Source organism: Stenotrophomonas capsici, from assembly GCF_034961085.1.
GTDB classification, from domain to species: Bacteria; Pseudomonadota; Gammaproteobacteria; order Xanthomonadales; family Xanthomonadaceae; genus Stenotrophomonas; species Stenotrophomonas capsici.
The window spans coordinates 1-15,166 of sequence record NZ_JAYFUH010000107.1; the positions used below are offsets into that span (position 1 = coordinate 1).

The 15,166-nt window shown below is 68.8% G+C and carries 13 protein-coding genes and 1 pseudogene; 7 read left to right on the forward strand and 7 right to left on the reverse strand.

What is annotated here, in order from left to right; all coding sequences use genetic code 11:
* The 5 genes from VA603_RS09140 to VA603_RS09160 form a co-directional block, all read left to right on the forward strand.
* The coding region (locus VA603_RS09140) for a C40 family peptidase (RefSeq protein ID WP_323438605.1) at window positions 1–1,244 on the forward strand (1,244 nt) is incomplete at its 5' end.
* On the forward strand, window positions 1,241–2,338 hold the full coding sequence (locus tag VA603_RS09145) for a dipeptide epimerase (RefSeq protein WP_132865932.1): 1,098 nt from the start codon (window positions 1,241–1,243) through the stop codon (window positions 2,336–2,338). The genes VA603_RS09140 and VA603_RS09145, both read left to right, overlap by 4 nt.
* Before the next feature lie 407 nt (window positions 2,339–2,745).
* Complete coding sequence (locus VA603_RS09150; RefSeq protein WP_323438606.1) at window positions 2,746–3,594, forward strand: MurR/RpiR family transcriptional regulator; 849 nt, start codon at window positions 2,746–2,748, stop codon at window positions 3,592–3,594.
* Window positions 3,595–3,611: 17 nt separating this feature from the next.
* Window positions 3,612–4,403, forward strand: a complete 792-nt coding sequence (locus tag VA603_RS09155; protein WP_323438607.1) for a L,D-transpeptidase family protein — start codon at window positions 3,612–3,614, stop codon at window positions 4,401–4,403.
* The gene (locus VA603_RS09160; RefSeq protein ID WP_323438608.1) at window positions 4,400–5,698 is read left to right on the forward strand and encodes a dicarboxylate/amino acid:cation symporter; all 1,299 of its coding nucleotides are present in this window, start codon (window positions 4,400–4,402) and stop codon (window positions 5,696–5,698) included. Before VA603_RS09155 ends, VA603_RS09160 begins: the two co-directional genes overlap by 4 nt.
* Before the next feature lie 78 nt (window positions 5,699–5,776).
* Here VA603_RS09160 and yiaA read toward each other — a convergent pair whose 3' ends face one another.
* Window positions 5,777–6,211 (reverse strand): inner membrane protein YiaA, encoded by a 435-nt coding sequence (yiaA, locus tag VA603_RS09165; RefSeq protein ID WP_323438609.1) that lies wholly within the window; start codon window positions 6,209–6,211, stop codon window positions 5,777–5,779.
* A 160-nt stretch (window positions 6,212–6,371) separates the two neighbouring features.
* Here yiaA and VA603_RS09170 point away from each other — a divergent pair, with 160 nt between their 5' ends.
* Together VA603_RS09170 and VA603_RS09175 are read left to right on the forward strand one after the other, a co-directional pair.
* On the forward strand, window positions 6,372–7,529 hold the full coding sequence (locus tag VA603_RS09170; RefSeq protein WP_323438610.1) for a PQQ-dependent sugar dehydrogenase: 1,158 nt from the start codon (window positions 6,372–6,374) through the stop codon (window positions 7,527–7,529).
* A gap of 37 nt (window positions 7,530–7,566) precedes the next feature.
* The gene (locus tag VA603_RS09175; RefSeq protein WP_323438611.1) at window positions 7,567–8,745 is read left to right on the forward strand and encodes a hypothetical protein; all 1,179 of its coding nucleotides are present in this window, start codon (window positions 7,567–7,569) and stop codon (window positions 8,743–8,745) included.
* A 7-nt stretch (window positions 8,746–8,752) separates the two neighbouring features.
* Here VA603_RS09175 and VA603_RS09180 read toward each other — a convergent pair whose 3' ends face one another.
* From VA603_RS09180 to tsaD, 6 genes and pseudogenes are all read right to left on the reverse strand, one after another.
* The gene (locus VA603_RS09180) at window positions 8,753–9,235 is read right to left on the reverse strand and encodes a CcdC protein domain-containing protein (protein WP_132865938.1); all 483 of its coding nucleotides are present in this window, start codon (window positions 9,233–9,235) and stop codon (window positions 8,753–8,755) included.
* A gap of 109 nt (window positions 9,236–9,344) precedes the next feature.
* Window positions 9,345–11,519: a glycoside hydrolase family 3 N-terminal domain-containing protein gene (locus VA603_RS09185; RefSeq protein ID WP_323438612.1), complete on the reverse strand. Its 2,175-nt coding sequence runs from the start codon at window positions 11,517–11,519 to the stop codon at window positions 9,345–9,347.
* A gap of 199 nt (window positions 11,520–11,718) precedes the next feature.
* Window positions 11,719–12,024 (reverse strand): annotated as a pseudogene (locus tag VA603_RS09190) (mechanosensitive ion channel family protein); the annotation flags it as partial.
* Window positions 12,006–13,355 carry a mechanosensitive ion channel family protein gene (locus VA603_RS09195; protein WP_323438614.1) on the reverse strand — a complete coding sequence of 450 codons (1,350 nt, stop codon included), beginning with the start codon at window positions 13,353–13,355 and terminating at the stop codon, window positions 12,006–12,008. The pseudogene VA603_RS09190 and the gene VA603_RS09195, both read right to left, overlap by 19 nt.
* 100 nt (window positions 13,356–13,455) lie before the next feature.
* A complete protein-coding gene (gene folB, locus VA603_RS09200; protein ID WP_323438615.1) occupies window positions 13,456–13,815 on the reverse strand; it encodes a dihydroneopterin aldolase in 360 nt (119 codons plus the stop codon).
* A 173-nt stretch (window positions 13,816–13,988) separates the two neighbouring features.
* Entirely contained in the window at window positions 13,989–15,023 is a 1,035-nt protein-coding gene (gene tsaD, locus VA603_RS09205; RefSeq protein WP_313252566.1) for a tRNA (adenosine(37)-N6)-threonylcarbamoyltransferase complex transferase subunit TsaD, read from the reverse strand.
* Window positions 15,024–15,166: the final 143 nt, after the last annotated feature.

Sequence of the window (15,166 nt, forward strand, 5' to 3'; positions counted from 1 at the left end):
CGGTGATCCTGGACCGCGCCGGGATCGACGCGCAGAACGCGCGCATGCGCCAGCAGGACAGTTCCATCCACGACCTGCGTGCGTTGCCGGCCAACCTGCCGCGCGCCCTGGTGCTGGAGCAGATCAACGGCATTTCCCGCGCCCCCACCCGCCCCCTGTACGACGTGCAGGGCAAGCCGGTGGGCGCGGCCCAGCTCAAGGCCATCACCGACAACCTCGCGCTGGAGCGCGTGCCGGCCAGCCGCCCGATCCAGTACGGCCTGGTCGTCCACCGCGCCGCGTTGCGGGCCTTCCCCACCGAACTGCGCGTGTTCAGCAGCCAAGGCGACACCGACATCGATCGCTTCCAGGAGTCGGCGCTGTTCCCCGGCGACGCCGTGGCGGTGCTGCACGAGAGCGCCGATGGCAAGTGGGTGTTCGTCAGCAGCGAGCGCTACGCCGCCTGGATGGAGAAGCGCTTCGTCGGCATCGGCGACGCCGCGCAGGTGTTCGGCTACGGCAGCACCGGCCCGTACCGGGTCATCACCGGGGCCACCGCACGCACCGTGCACACGCCGGAGGAGCCGCGCGTGTCCGACCTGCAGCTGGAAATGGGCGTGCGCGTGCCGGTGCTGTCCGACTGGCCGGCGATGACCCCGGTCAACGGCCAGCAGGGCCATGGCAGCCATGTCATACAGTTGCCGGTCCGCAACGCCGACGGCAGCCTGGCCCTGGTGCCGGCCCTGTTGCCGCGCTCCCAGGACACCGCCGCGGACTACCTGCCACTGACCCCGCGCAACCTCATCACCCAGGCCTTCAAGTTCCTCGGCGAACGCTATGGCTGGGGCCATTCCTACGACACCCGCGACTGCAGCGGCTTCGTCTCGGAGATCTACCGCAGCTTCGGCGTGCTGTTGCCGCGCAACACCAGCGCCCAGGCGGTCAGCCCGGCGCTGGACCGCACCGCCTTCAGCGAGGCCGACGGCAAGGCCCGGCGTGACGCGGCCGTCGCCAACCTGCAGGTCGGCGACCTGGTCTACATCCCGGGCCACGTGATGATGGCCATCGGCCAGTCCAACGGCATGACCTGGGTGATCCACGACACCTCCGGCGGCAGCTGGTTCGACGCCAGCGGCAAGCGCGTGCACGCCAGCCTCAACGGCGTGTCGGTGACGCCCCTGGACCCGATGATGGCCAGCGACACCGCCCGCTACATCGACCGCATGACCAACATCCAGCGCATCGGCCCGCACACCACCAAATGAAGATCACCGACATCGAACTGGGCATGCTGCGCGTGCCCCTGAAGACCCCGTTCAAGACCGCGCTGCGCACGGTGGAAACCATGGAGGACGTGGTGGTGCTGGTCCGCACCGACAGCGGCCACACCGGCTATGGCGAGGCCCCGCCCACGGCGGTGATCACCGGTGACACGCACGGCTCGATCATCGAGGCCATCAACACCTTCATCAAGCCGCGCCTGCTCGGCGAGGACATCAGCAACCTCAACCGCATCTGCGGCCTCATCCAGTCCTCGCTGGAGCGCAACACCAGCGCCAAGGCGGCGGTGGAAATCGCCGTGTACGACCTGTGGGCGCAGCTGCACGGCGCCCCGCTGTACCAGATGCTGGGTGGCGGCGACCCGGTGATCACCACCGACATCACCATCAGCGTGGACTACATCGACAAGATGGTGGCCGACTCGCTGTCGGCGGTCGAGCGCGGCTTCGAGTCGCTGAAGATCAAGGTGGGCAAGGACATCGGCCTGGACATCGAGCGGGTCAAGGCGATCCACGCCGCGGTCGAGGGCCGCGCCCTGCTGCGCCTGGACGCCAACCAGGGCTGGACCGCCAAGCAGGCGGTCTACGCGATGAGCGCGCTGGAGAACGCCGGCGTGGTGCTGGAACTGCTGGAGCAGCCGGTCAAGGCCGCCGACATCGCCGGCATGAAGTACGTGACCGAGCGGGTGAACACCCCGGTGATGGCCGACGAAAGCGTGTTCAGCCCGCACCAGGTGTTCGACCTGATCCAGCAGGGCGCGGCGGACATCATCAACATCAAGCTGATGAAGACCGGTGGCATCTCCAACGCGATCAAGATCGCCGACATCGCCTCGCTGTACGGCGTGCCGTGCATGATCGGCTGCATGCTGGAGTCGAGCATCAGCGTGGCCGCCGCGGTGCACCTGGCGGTGGCCAAGTCCGGCGCGATCACCAAGGTCGACCTGGACGGCCCCTCGCTGAGCCAGTTCAATCCGGTCGAAGGCGGGGTGATCTTCAACGAGTCGGAGATCACCATCACCGACGCCCCCGGTCTGGGCATCCTCCAGGTGCGCGGCCTGGAGATGATCAAGCCGTGATGCACGCGGCGACGGCAACCGCTGCTGCAGCCGTTGCCGCCGACGCACGAATTGCCGTTGCCGTTGTTGCTGTTGTTGTCGCTTCCACCCCCTCCCTTGCGCAACGCGCAGGGGAGGGCCGGGGAGGGGTAGCCTTGGCTCTACTCTTGCCGTCCCGTAAAGCAAACCGAACACCGCAGCCCATCGGCAAAACAAGGCGCGGGCGTTGCAGCGCAGCACGTTCCGGCAATGCTTTCTCCTCGAGCCCCCCTCCCCAGCCCTCCCCCGCACTGCGTGCGAGGGAGGGGGCGCACCCCAAAGCAACCACCACACCGCGTGCGAACGAGGGCGCCCAGGCACGCACCCGGCCCTCTCCAAACCCTTCGATCATCCCGTAAAGTCACCCACGAACCCCCAGCACACCGCCCATGGCCCCACTGCTGAAAATCCGTGCCGAGCGCGAACAGATGTCGGCCATCGAACGTCGCATCGCCGACTTCATCCTCGACAACGCCCACCTGCTGCGCGACTACTCCTCCCAGCAACTGGCCAACGCGCTGGGCATCAGCCAATCCAGCGTCGTCAAGTTCAGCCAGAAGCTGGGCTTCAAGGGCTATCCCGACCTGAAGTACTCGGTCGGCTCGGCCGTCGCGCTGGCCGGCAACGGCGACGCCACCGACTGGCCGCCGGAAGAACAGCCCGGCGGCTACCTGCTGGCCGCCGACACGCTGCGCCGCGCCAAGTCCGCCGCCGAGGAGGAAACCATGGCGGCCAACCCGCAGGCCGACGTCGAGGCCGTCATCGCGCTGGTCGACAACGCGCCCAAGGTCTTCATCTACGGCCTCGGCGACGACGGCCTGTACGCCCGCGAGTTCGCCATGCGGCTGTCGCTGCTGGGCATCCTCACCGTCCAGCACGCCGACCCCATCCTGATGACCGCCAACCTCTCCGCCGCGCGCCCCGGCGACGTGCTGCTGGTGTTCTCCGAGTTCGGCAAGCTGCCGCAGCTGTGGCAGCTCTCGCGCCAGTTCCAGGAGGTCGGCGGCAAGGTCGTGTCGATCACCCGCCACACCGCCAATCCGCTGCGCGCACACGCAGATGCCGCGCTCGCCATCTGCGCGCATGACCGGCAACCGCAGATCGCGCAACTGCTGTACCGTTGCTCGCTGCAGTACCTGCTGGACTTCGTGTTCGTGCTGTTGTGCCAGTCCAATCCGGACCGGCAACGACAACTGGCATTGAACCAGGAACGCATCCAGCACCTGATCGACAACTGACAGCCGGAGCCGCCGCCATGCCATACCTGTTTCCCTCCCTCGCCCGGCAGGTGCTGTCACCGCTGTTGTGCCTGTTCGCACTGGCGGCCCCGCTCGCCTCGGCCCATTCGTTGCCTGCGCCGGTGCACGCCGCGCGCCAGTTGATCGTGGTCACCACGCCCAGCTGGGACACCCCGTCGGGCCACCTGCAGGCCTTCGAGCGCACCGGACACGGCTGGCAGGCACATGCCGGCGGTTTCGACGTGGCCCTGGGCCGTAGCGGCAGCGCCTGGGGCATCGGCCTGCATCCGCCCCAGTCCGATGGCCCGCACAAGCGCGAGGGCGACGGCCGCAGTCCCGCCGGCATCTTCGCCATTGGCCCGGCCTTCGGCTATGCCGAACACATCCACAGCGCCCTGCCCTACCTGCCGATGCAGGCCAGCAGCTACTGCATGGATGTACCGGCCTCGCCGCTGTACAACCGCATCGTCGATGCCGCCCAGGTCGGTGCCGACGCGGTCAAGGGCTCGACCGAGGCCATGCGCCTGGACCTGCACAACGACGGCGACCGCCGTTACCGCGAAGGCTTCGTCATCGAACACAACCCCGGCAACGTGCCGGGCCAGGGCAGCTGCATCTTCGCCCACCTGTGGCGTGCCCCCGGCGAAGCCACCGCCGGCTGCACCGCGATGGAGCCGCAGCAGATGAGTGACCTGCTGGCCTGGCTCAACCCCGCCGCCCAGCCCGTGTTCGTGCTGCTGCCCCAGGCCGAGTACGAACGCCTGCGCCGTGACTGGGGACTGCCCTCCCTGGCGGAGGCCGCGCCTTGAGCACGCCTGCACGCCGCTTCACCGTCTCCGCGCCGGTCAAGGTGCTGATCGCGCTGGCCATCGCCGCCATCGTCGGCCTGTCGCTGGCCCGGTACGATCCGGCGCTGGCGCTGAAGGTGGCCGATGTCGCCCGCCCGATCGGCCGGCTGTGGCTCAACGCGCTGCAGATGACCGTGGTGCCGCTGGTCACCGCGCTGGTCATCGTCGGCGTCAACACCGCCAGCAATGCCGCCGCCTCGGGCCGTACCGCGCGCAACGCGATCATCGTGTTCCTGGTCCTGCTGGTCGGCTCGGCCGCGTTCTCGGCCCTGGTCACCCCCGCCCTGCTCGACCTGGTGCCGCGTGATGCCGAAACCATCCGGACCTTCCGCGAGGCGCTGCGCTCGCCGGCCACCGCCGCCACGCCGCCATCGGCGGCGCAGTGGATCAGCGGGCTGATCCCGAGTAACGCGTTGGCCGCGGCCGCATCGGCCTCGATGCTGCCGCTGGTGGTGTTCGCCATGTTCTTCGGCTTCGCCCTGAGCCGGCAGGAAGCCGGGCGCCGCGAGCGGCTGCTCGACCTCATCCGTACCGTCTCCGACACCATGATCAGCATCGTGCGCTGGGTGCTGTGGGCCGCGCCGGTGGGCGTGTTCGCGCTGGTGCTGGTGGTCTGCGCCGAGGTCGGCATGAGCGTGCTGGGCGTGATCGGCTACTACATCGTGCTGATGTGCGTGATCTACATCCTGATCACCCTGCTGCTGTACGTGGTCGCACGCTTCGCCGCCGGCGAACCGCTGCGCCGCTTCGCCGCCGCGCTGGTGCCGGTGCAGGTGATCGCCGGCAGCACGCAGTCCTCGCTGGCCTCGTTGCCGGCGATGATCGACAGCGCGCGCAACCGGCTGGGCTACCCGCCGGCGCTGACCGCGCTGGTGCTGCCGATGGCGGTGTCGCTGTTCCGCATCACCAGCCCGGCGCAGTACATCGCCGTGGCCAGTTTCATTGCCTGGCTGTATGGCTTCGAGATCCATGCCTCGCAGTACGCGGTGGCGGTGCTGCTGGCAGCCGTCATCAGCATGGGCTCGACCGGCCTGCCCGGCCAGGCCAACTTCATGACCAACAACCTGCCGATCACCCAGAGCATGGGGCTGCCGGTGGAACCGCTGGGCGTGCTGCTGGCGGTGGACACCATCCCCGACGTGTTCTGCACCATCGGCAATGCCACCGGCGGGGTCACCGCCACCGGCATCGTGGCCCGCCATACCGCGCCCCACCCGGAACCGGGACCGGGACCGGAACCCACCGAACCGGGCTGAGCCTGGCCGGAGGGGGTGAAATGACGAAGGGCGGGTGCATGGCACCCGCCCTTCGTCGTTGCACTGTACCGCGCGAGCTCAGTCCTGCGGCGGCAGCGGCGGTGCGCCGTACAGCGCGTCGGCCGCCATCGTGTCGCGGGTGTTCTTCTGCACGGCCACCGCGCCAAACAGCGACAGCGCGTAGGACATGCCGTAGAACCCCTTCTCGCTCAGCAACAGGGTCGCGTTCCACAGCCCGACCACCAGCAGCAGCAAGGCCGACAACAGGGCGAACCAGCACAGGCTGTAGTACAGCGCACTCACCGGGATCCCCTCCACGCGGTCGCGCACGCTCTTCTGCAGGGACACCGCGGCGAACAGGCCGAACAGCAGCAACGACAGGTAGTAGCCCTTCTCGTTGAGCATCATCTCCGCGTTGAACAGGCCCACCAGATAAGCGACCGCGCCGAGCATCAACGCCGTCCACGATGCGGCGATGAAGGTTGCCGAGGGTCGTTGCACCTGAGGTTTCATCAGCCAAACTCCTTGTAGGGACACACCGCCCGGTCTTGGGCGTGAGCCGCTACGTTATGCGATCCATCGCCACCTTCCCATAGGCCCGGGCCCGGAAGACCCCGACGGGCATGGTGTAATGGCGCCGTTGGACAGACGTTTCCCCTCATTGGAGAACCCCATGCCCCGTCCCCTCCTGCTCAGCCTCGCACTGGCGATCACCCCGGCGCTGTTCAGCACCGCCTGCGCCGCCGACCCCGCCGATCCGGCCGCCGAAGCGGCCATCAAGCCCGCGCAATGGCCCTTCGCCGCCACCGAGGTCGCCCGCTTCAACGAGCCGTGGGCGATGACCTTCCTGCCCGATGGCAGCCTGCTGGTCACCGAAAAGGCCGGCAAGCTGCTGCACGTCGACCCGGCCAGCGGCAAGCGGAGCGAGATCAGCGGCGTACCGACCGTGGCCTATGGCGGCCAGGGCGGCTTCGGCGACGTGCTGGCCCATCCGCAGTTCACCAATAATGGCTGGGTCTACTACAGCTATGCCGAGGACGGCCAGGACGACACCCGGGGGGCCGCGGTGGCGCGCGCCCGGCTGGTGCTGGCCGCCGACGGCAGCGGACAGCTCAGCGACGCCCAGGTGATCTGGCGGCAGACCCCCAAGGTCAGCGGCCGCGGCCATTACGGCCACCGCCTGGCCTTCGGCCCGGACGGCAAGCTGTGGATCAGCTCCAGCGAGCGGCAGAAGTTCGACCCCGCCCAGGACATGAAGACCAACCTGGGCAAGATCATCCGCCTCAACGACGATGGCAGCGTTCCGGCCGACAACCCGTTCGTGGCGCAGGGTGCGCCGGCCGACCAGGTGTGGTCGCTGGGCCATCGCAGCGTGCTGGGCATCGCCTTCGACGGCAACGGCAAGCTGTGGGAGCACGAGATGGGCCCCAAGGGCGGCGACGAGCTGAACCTGATCCAGCGCGGCGGCAACTACGGCTACCCCATCGTCTCCAACGGCGACCACTACGACGGCCGGCCGATCCCCGACCACGACACCCGCCCGGACTTCATCGCCCCGGTGGTGACCTGGCGCCAGGTGATCTCGCCCGCCGGCTTCGTCATCTACAACGGCGCGCTGTTCCCGCAGTGGAAGGGCAGCGGCTTCATCGGCGGGCTGTCCTCGCAGTCACTGGTGCGCGTGGCCTTCGACGGCGACACGGCCCACGAAGCGGAACGCTTCGACATGGGCAAGCGCATCCGCGAAGTAGAGCAGGGCCCGGACGGTGCACTGTGGTTGCTGGAAGACGGCAACAACGCCCGCCTGCTCAAGCTGACCCCGAAGGCCGGCTGATCGCGGCCGTTGCATCCGGCGACAAGGACCTGTTGCGATGTTGCTGCGTTACCTGCCCGCCATCGTGATCGGCGCGGTGGTGGCGGTCCTCACCGCCACCGCCTCGACGCTGATCCTGCTCGATCACCCCGCCGCGCTGCTGGTCGTCCTCTATGCGCCGCTGCTCGGCGTCGTGTTGTTGCCGGCGCTGCTGCTGGCATGGCTCTATGCGCTGGTCCGCGACCGCGGCAGGACACCCTGGGTGGCGCATCTGGCGATGCTGGGCCCGGCCATGCTGGCGGCGCTGATCGTACCCACGGGGCAGGGCCTGCGCAGGCAACATGACGGCCTGTTCGGAGCCCCTCCGGTTTCCGAAGTCCACGTGAACCTGACCGGCCGGACGCTGTGGCTGGACGACAGTGTCAGCACCGGCTTCACCAGCACGCCCGGCATCGGCCATGTCATGCCGGTCCCGGCCCTGCCGGTCGGGCAGACCACGCAGATCACCCGCTGGCCGCCGGCGCGGCGCGCCGACGGCCGTGCGTTCCCCTATGCCGGGCACGCGCTGAAGCCGAGCCGCCTGCAGATCGGCCGGGCCCTGGGCGATGGGCGGCCCTCGCCCGATGTCGTGCCGCTGCGCCGGCCATCGGCCGCCTTGCCACACGACCTGCCGGCGGGTGACCTCCGCCACGTCTACTACCACTACCCCGACCATGTGGACGTGGTCCTCACGCCGATGCGGTCACCGCGACTGGTGCGCACCCCCGCCCGCCGTGCGCCCGCGGGTTTGACCCTGGTTTCGGTGGCCGATTCCAGCGCGGTGCCGATCGTTCGGCTGGAGCTCAACGGGCAGAACGTCGACCTGCTCCACGCGGATCTCGCGCAGGCCACCTGCCCCAACCGGCGCGAACCGCAGGCGCCGGTCATGCTCGGCACCGACACCCCGCTCACGGTCCGCTGGCAGCGCGCCGACGCCCCGCAGCATTGGCACGAAGCACAGCTGGCCTACCCCGCGTTGCCACTGCCCAGCGGCCTGGCGAAGCAGGCCTATACCGCGCAGCTGATGCTGTATTTCAGCGACACCCTGCCACCGGCCGTGCAACGCTTCCAGGAAGTGCCCACCGGCGACGTCCGGCTGAGCTTGGCCACCAGCCCCGCACCGGCGGCATATGCAGCGGTCTCGGCCTGCGCGGACGTGGCCAGCGGCTACGACCTGCAGGTGGTGAAACCACTGTGACCCGCGCTCAGCGCAGGCGCAGGCGCAGCCCGATTGCCTGCACCAGCCCATAGCAGAGCAGCGCGGCGACCAGGCTCATCGTCAGCGGGCTGGCATTGCTGCCGCCCTGCATCGCCCCGGCGCTGAACGCGCCGCTGTACCAGCGCCACGCCAACCGCCCGACCAGCACCAGCGACAGCACGCCACCGATCCACGGATTGGGGATGTACCCGGCATGGCCGTCGCGTGCGCTGAACCGGGTGTGCTTCAGCGCGAACAGCCCCAGCGCCACGCCGGCCACCGCCCCGCCGAGCATTCCCCAGGCCACGTGCGGCAGGAACAGCGCCGCCCAGCCGAGCAGCAGCACCAGCACCGACAGCAGCACGATGCGCGCGACGTTGCGGTGCGGACGCCACGGCTGCCAACCGAAGTGCCGGCGGATGCGCCGGTAGTACAACAGGCCGAAACCGGCGGTCATCAACCAGGGCATGTAGACGGGCAGCGCGGCCATTTGTGTCTCTCCGGGGAATGGCGCGAGCATCGCATGCCGGCCCACCGCCGGCAGGTGTCATCTGTCACTCCACGTCGCAGGAGCGTCGTTGGGCGCTCCTATCGGACGGTCACGGCGCCAGCAGCTCGAAGCTGGCCGCCTCGCCGCTGGCCGACGACGCACACACCCACACATCGAACAGGCCCGGCTCGGCACTGAATTCGCCGTCCACGCCGGTGAAGGCCAACTGCTCGCGGACCAGGCGGAACGTCACCTGCTGCGACTGTCCCGGTGCCAACGCGACCTTGCGGAAGTCCTTCAACTCACGCACCGGCCGCACCCGGCTGGCGACGCGGTCATGCACGTACAACTGCACCACTTCCTCGCCGGCAACCTCGCCGGTGTTGGTCACCGTCGCGCTGACCTCCAGCGTGCCGTCCCAATCCATCTGCGCGGTGCTCAGCCGCACCGCGTCGTAAGCGAACGTGGTGTAGCCGATGCCATGACCGAACGCGTACAGCGGCGCATTCGGAATCTCGCGCCAGCGGGCCTTGAACTCGGACATCGTCGGCAGCTCCGGGCGCCCGGTGCGCGGGTGGTTGTAGAAGTACGGCTGCTGCCCGGAAGCGAGCGGAAAGCTCACCGGCAACCGCGCCGACGGGTTGTAGTCGCCGAACAACACGTCGGCCACCGCATGGCCGGTCTGCGTGCCAAGGAACCAGGTCACCGCGATGGCCTGCGCATCACGCACCGCACCGTGCAGCGCCAGCGCGCGCCCGTTGCGCAACAGCACCACCAACGGCGTGCCGGTGGCGGCGACCGCGTCGGCCAGCGCCTGCTGCGCGGGCGGCAAGGTGATCTCCACGCGCGACTGCGCCTCGCCGGTGTAACGCTGCGGCTCGCCCAGCGCCAGCACCACCACATCGGCGCGCCGTGCAGCCGCCACCGCCGCGGCGATGCCGCCGTCCAGCGGCGCCTCCAACGCACAACCGGGCACGATCTCCACGCTTGCCGCGTCTCCCAGCGCCGCACGCACGCCGTCCTCCAGCGTCACGTAGCGCGACTTGTCGCCGAACAACGTCCAGCAACCTTCGATGTTGTCGCGGTCCTGCACGAACGGGCCGATCAGCGCGATCTTCTGCCCCTGCTTCTTCAGCGGCAGCACCGCGTTCTCGTTCTTCAGCAGCACGATCGAGCGGCGCGCGGCATCGCGCGACAGCGCATCGTGCGCAGCGATATGCGATTGATCGGCCTCGCGCGCGGCATCCAGCGAACGGTACGGGTCATCGAACAAACCGATGGCCTCCTTCAACCGCAGGATGCGGCGCACCGATTCATCCAGCACCGACATCGGCACCTCGCCCGCCTCGACCAGCCCGGCCAGGTGGCGGTCGTAGAAACCGCTCTGCATGCTCAGGTCCAACCCGGCCAGGAAGGCCTTGCGGGTGGCGTCCACCTCGTCGGCGGCGTAACCGTGCGCGATCAATTCCATGTCGGCGGTGTAGTCCGACACCACCACGCCATCGAACTTCCATTCGTGGCGCAGCAACTCGGTCAGCAGCGCACGGTTGGCGCTGGCCGGCACGCCGTTGATGTCGTTGAAGGCGCTCATCAGCGACAACGCGCCGGCTTCCAGCGCGGCCTTGAACGGCGGCAGGTGGATGTCGCGCAGGCTCTGCGGCGAGATGTCCACCTGGGCGTATTCCATGCCCGCGGCGACCGCGCCGTAGGCCGCGAAATGCTTGGGCGTGGCCAGCAAGGCATCGGCAGCGGTCAGGTCCTCGCCCTGGAAGCCACGCACGCGGGCGGCGGCGAACGCACAACCCAGCACCACGTCCTCGCCTGCGCCCTCGGCACCGCGGCCCCAGCGCTGGTCCCGGGCGATGTCCACCGCCGGCGCGTAGGTCCAATGGATGCCGGCCGCGGTGGCCTCCACCGCGGTGGCGCGGGCGGTGCGCTGGGCCAGGTCCGGCTCGAAGCTGGCGGCTTCGCCCAACGGGATCGGGAACACCGTGCGCATGCCATGGATCACGTCGGCGGCCAGGATCACCGGAATGCCGAGCCGGCTCTCCTCCACCGCCACCTTCTGGATCTGGCGGCCCTGTTCGGCGCCGACGCCGTTGAACAGCGACCCCACCCGTCCCGCACGGACCTGCTCCAGCACCTGCTCGGCATTGCGGACATTGGCCTCGGGATTGATGTCCGGGACGAAGGGCCGGACCATGTCGGCGAATACGCTCAACTGGCCGACCTTCTCTTCCAGGGTCATGCGGGCGATCAGGGACTCGATGCGGTCGTGGGCCACCGGCAATCCTTCTTCATGTAAACGTTTGCAGTGTGCGGATTCTAGCGCCACCGCCGTGAATCACAGCGCGCGCGATCACAGCCCCGCACGGTGGGCGCCGGGCCGGTGGTACCCAGCGCGGCACGGCCCCGCCCGACCGGCGTCCCGTCCCAATGGGAGCGCGGGGCCACGCGCCTTCCCGGCAATCCCCGCCGGCGTCCTACACGCCTGCGTCCTGGCGCTCGCGCACCGCCATCAGCATCGCATCGCTGGACTCCTGGAACACCCGCAGCCCGAACTCCGGCAGGATCGCCAGCAGGTGGTCGAACACGTCGGACTGAGTGCGCTCGTACTGCGCCCACGCCGTCGGCGCGAAGCAGTAGATCTCCAGCGGCAGGCCCTGCGGGGTGGGCGCCATCTGCCGCACCAGCAGGGTCATGTTCTGCTTGATATCCGGATGGCTGCGCAGGTAACGCTCCACGTAGACGCGGAAGGTTCCCAGATTGGTCATGCGGCGCGCGTTGACCGGCTCGGGGTGGGCCTGCGCCACCTGCGCGTTCCACTGGCCCAGCTCTTCCTGCTTGGCCGCGAAGTAGTCGTCCAGCAGGCCGAACTGGCCCAGCCGTTCCAGCGCGGTGGCATCGAGGAAGCGCACGGGAACACCCGCAGCCCGAACTCCGGCAGGATCGCCAGCAGGTGGTCGAACACGTCGGACTGAGTGCGCTCGTACTGCGCCCACGCCGTCGGCGCGAAGCAGTAGATCTCCAGCGGCAGGCCCTGCGGGGTGGGCGCCATCTGCCGCACCAGCAGGGTCATGTTCTGCTTGATATCCGGATGGCTGCGCAGGTAACGCTCCACGTAGACGCGGAAGGTTCCCAGATTGGTCATGCGGCGCGCGTTGACCGGCTCGGGGTGGGCCTGCGCCACCTGCGCGTTCCACTGGCCCAGCTCTTCCTGCTTGGCCGCGAAGTAGTCGTCCAGCAGGCCGAACTGGCCCAGCCGTTCCAGCGCGGTGGCATCGAGGAAGCGCACGCTGTGCTGGTCCAGGTAGATCGAGCGCTTGATCCGCCGCCCGCCCGACTCCTGCATGCCGCGCCAGTTGCGGAACGACTCGGTCACCAGCTTCTTGGTCGGGATGGTGGTGATGGTGTTGTCGAAGTTGCGCACCGTCACCGTGTGCAGGGCGATGTCGGTGACGTCGCCATCGGCGTTCTGGCTGGGCATCTCGATCCAGTCGCCGATGCGCACGCGGCCATCGCCGCTGATCTGCACGCTGGCCACCAGCGACAGGATGGTGTCCTGGAAGATCAGCATCAGCACCGCGGTCGCCGCGCCCAGGCCGGTGACCACGTGCAGCAGCTTGACCCCGGCCAGGGTCGCCACGATCGACAGGCCGGCGAGCACGAACACCACGATCTTGGCCACCTGCAGGTAGCCCTTGATCGGCTTGTTGCGCGCGTCCGGGCGACGCTCGTAGAAATCATTGAACACGTCCAGCGCATGCGCCACGGCCAGGGCGATGGTCAGCACGGTCCAGGCATGGCACAGCGCCTTCAGCCCGGCCACCAGCTCCGGCGGCAGTTCCGGCACGATCGACAGGCCGGCGGCGATCACCACCGACGGCACGATGTTGGCCAGCCGTGCGATCACGCGCAGCGGCTGCTTGGCGTTCTTCTCCGGGCCGGAGAAACGCTCGATCGCCTTGCGCAGGCCGCTGAGCAGGATGCGCTTGGTGACGAAGTTGGCCAGCCAGGCCACCAGCAGCAGCGCCACCAGCACCACCGCCGGGTACGCCAGCGGATAAGGCGCCAGCGTGCTTTCCAGTTGGTCCAGCCAACGGATTCCCATTACCGCCATCGGTTCTTGCTCCTCTTCGTTGCAGGGTCCTGGCCGCGACGGCGCGCGCGCGCCCGATGGGCGGCCCGGGCAGGCCGTCCGGCAGCTTCAGGACAGGGGGTTACCCGGCAGCGCGCGAGCGCTCGATGATCACGCCCACCGCGCGCGCACCGCGCACCGCGCCGGGCTTGCTCAGCTTCAGGCGCAGCCAATGCACGTCGAACTCGTCCAGCACGATCTGCGCGCAGCGCTCGGCCAGCGTCTCCACCAGGCCGAAGTCCGAGCCACGCACGAATTCCATCAAGCGCTTGCTCACCGCCTTGTAGTTCAGCGTGTCGACGATGTCGTCGCTCGCCGCGGGCTTGCGGTTGTCAAAGCCCATTTCCAGGTCGAACACCAACGTCTGGCGGATGCGCCGCTCCCAGTCGTAGATGCCGATCAGGGCGTCGATCTCGAGCCCTTCGATGAATACTTTGTCCATTGAACACAGGGAACAGGGATTGGGGAACACGCAATGGTACGTGCCGGGGCGTTAAGCAGGGGCGTTTGGCTGAACGGCACCCGTTGCGATCCCGCGTGCAATCGCGCGGAGTGATGCCCCGCAACCGCAATCAATCCGGCGATGCAGCCGCGACCCCGCGCGCCGTTCCTGCCCTATTCGTCCACCAGCGGCGGCAGCGTCGCCATGTCCCAACGCGGGGTGACCTTCACTTCCGGCGGGCTGTGCTGGCCGGCCTTCAGGCGCAGCGCGCCGGCGAAGGCGATCATCGCGCCGTTGTCGGTGCACAGCGCCGGGCGCGGGAAACACACCCGGCCACCGCGCCGCTGCGCGGCCTCATGCAGCTTGGCGCGCAGGCGCTTGTTGGCGCCCACGCCGCCGGCCACCACCAATACATCACAACCGGCCGCATCCAGCGCGCGCTCGCACTTGATGGCCAGCGTGTCGACCACCGCGTCCTCGAAACCGCGTGCGATGTCGGCGCGGGTCTGCTCGCTCTGGTCACTGTCGCGCCACGCCAGCAACACCTGGGTCTTCAGGCCGGAGAAACTGAAGTCCAACCCTGGCCGGTCGGTCATCGGGCGGGCGAACCTGTAGCGTCCCGGCGTGCCGATCTCGGCTAGCCTGGCCAGTTGCGGGCCACCCGGATACGGCAGCCCCATCAACTTGGCGGTCTTGTCGAAGGCCTCGCCGGCGGCGTCGTCCAGGGTCTCGCCCAGCAGCCGGTACTTGCCGATGGCATCGACCGCGATCAGCTGGGTGTGGCCGCCGGACACCAACAGCGCCACGAACGGCGGCTCCGGCGGGTCGTCCTCCATCAGCGGCGCCAGCAGGTGGCCTTCCATGTGATGCACGGCAATGGCCGGTACATCCAGGCCCCAGGCCAGCGACCGTGCCACCCCGGCGCCGACCAGCAATGCCCCGACCAGACCCGGGCCGGCGGTATAGGCCACCCCGTCGATATCGGAGATGGCGATGCCGGCCTCGTCCAGCGTCTGCCGGATCAACGGCAGGGTCTTGCGCACGTGGTCGCGGCTGGCCAGCTCCGGCACCACACCACCATATTCGGCGTGCAGCGCGATCTGGCTGTAGACCGCGTGGGCGCGCAGCGCGGCGGCGCCGGACAGGTCGGTGTCGTAGACGGCAACGCCCGTCTCATCGCAGGATGATTCAATGCCGAGGACTTTCATGGGCGTATTGTGAACCTCCCCAGCCTCGGGGCAAACCCCGGGGGACTTGCGCACCCGCTCAAAGCGACTATAATGCGCGGCTCACCGGGCGTGACCCGGTTTCATTGTGTCCCGGAGATTCCATGCCCAGCGTCAAAGTCCGC

Coding starts and splice junctions, on each gene's coding strand:
- folB (WP_323438615.1), bottom strand. CDS start 13,815: ATGGACAAAGTATTCATCGAAGGGCTCGAGATCGACGCCCTGATCGGC.
- VA603_RS09145 (WP_132865932.1), top strand. CDS start 1,241: ATGAAGATCACCGACATCGAACTGGGCATGCTGCGCGTGCCCCTGAAG.
- yiaA (WP_323438609.1), bottom strand. CDS start 6,211: ATGAAACCTCAGGTGCAACGACCCTCGGCAACCTTCATCGCCGCATCG.
- VA603_RS09195 (WP_323438614.1), bottom strand. CDS start 13,355: ATGGCGGTAATGGGAATCCGTTGGCTGGACCAACTGGAAAGCACGCTG.
- tsaD (WP_313252566.1), bottom strand. CDS start 15,023: ATGAAAGTCCTCGGCATTGAATCATCCTGCGATGAGACGGGCGTTGCC.
- VA603_RS09170 (WP_323438610.1), top strand. CDS start 6,372: ATGCCCCGTCCCCTCCTGCTCAGCCTCGCACTGGCGATCACCCCGGCG.
- VA603_RS09155 (WP_323438607.1), top strand. CDS start 3,612: ATGCCATACCTGTTTCCCTCCCTCGCCCGGCAGGTGCTGTCACCGCTG.
- VA603_RS09150 (WP_323438606.1), top strand. CDS start 2,746: ATGGCCCCACTGCTGAAAATCCGTGCCGAGCGCGAACAGATGTCGGCC.
- VA603_RS09175 (WP_323438611.1), top strand. CDS start 7,567: ATGTTGCTGCGTTACCTGCCCGCCATCGTGATCGGCGCGGTGGTGGCG.
- VA603_RS09180 (WP_132865938.1), bottom strand. CDS start 9,235: ATGGCCGCGCTGCCCGTCTACATGCCCTGGTTGATGACCGCCGGTTTC.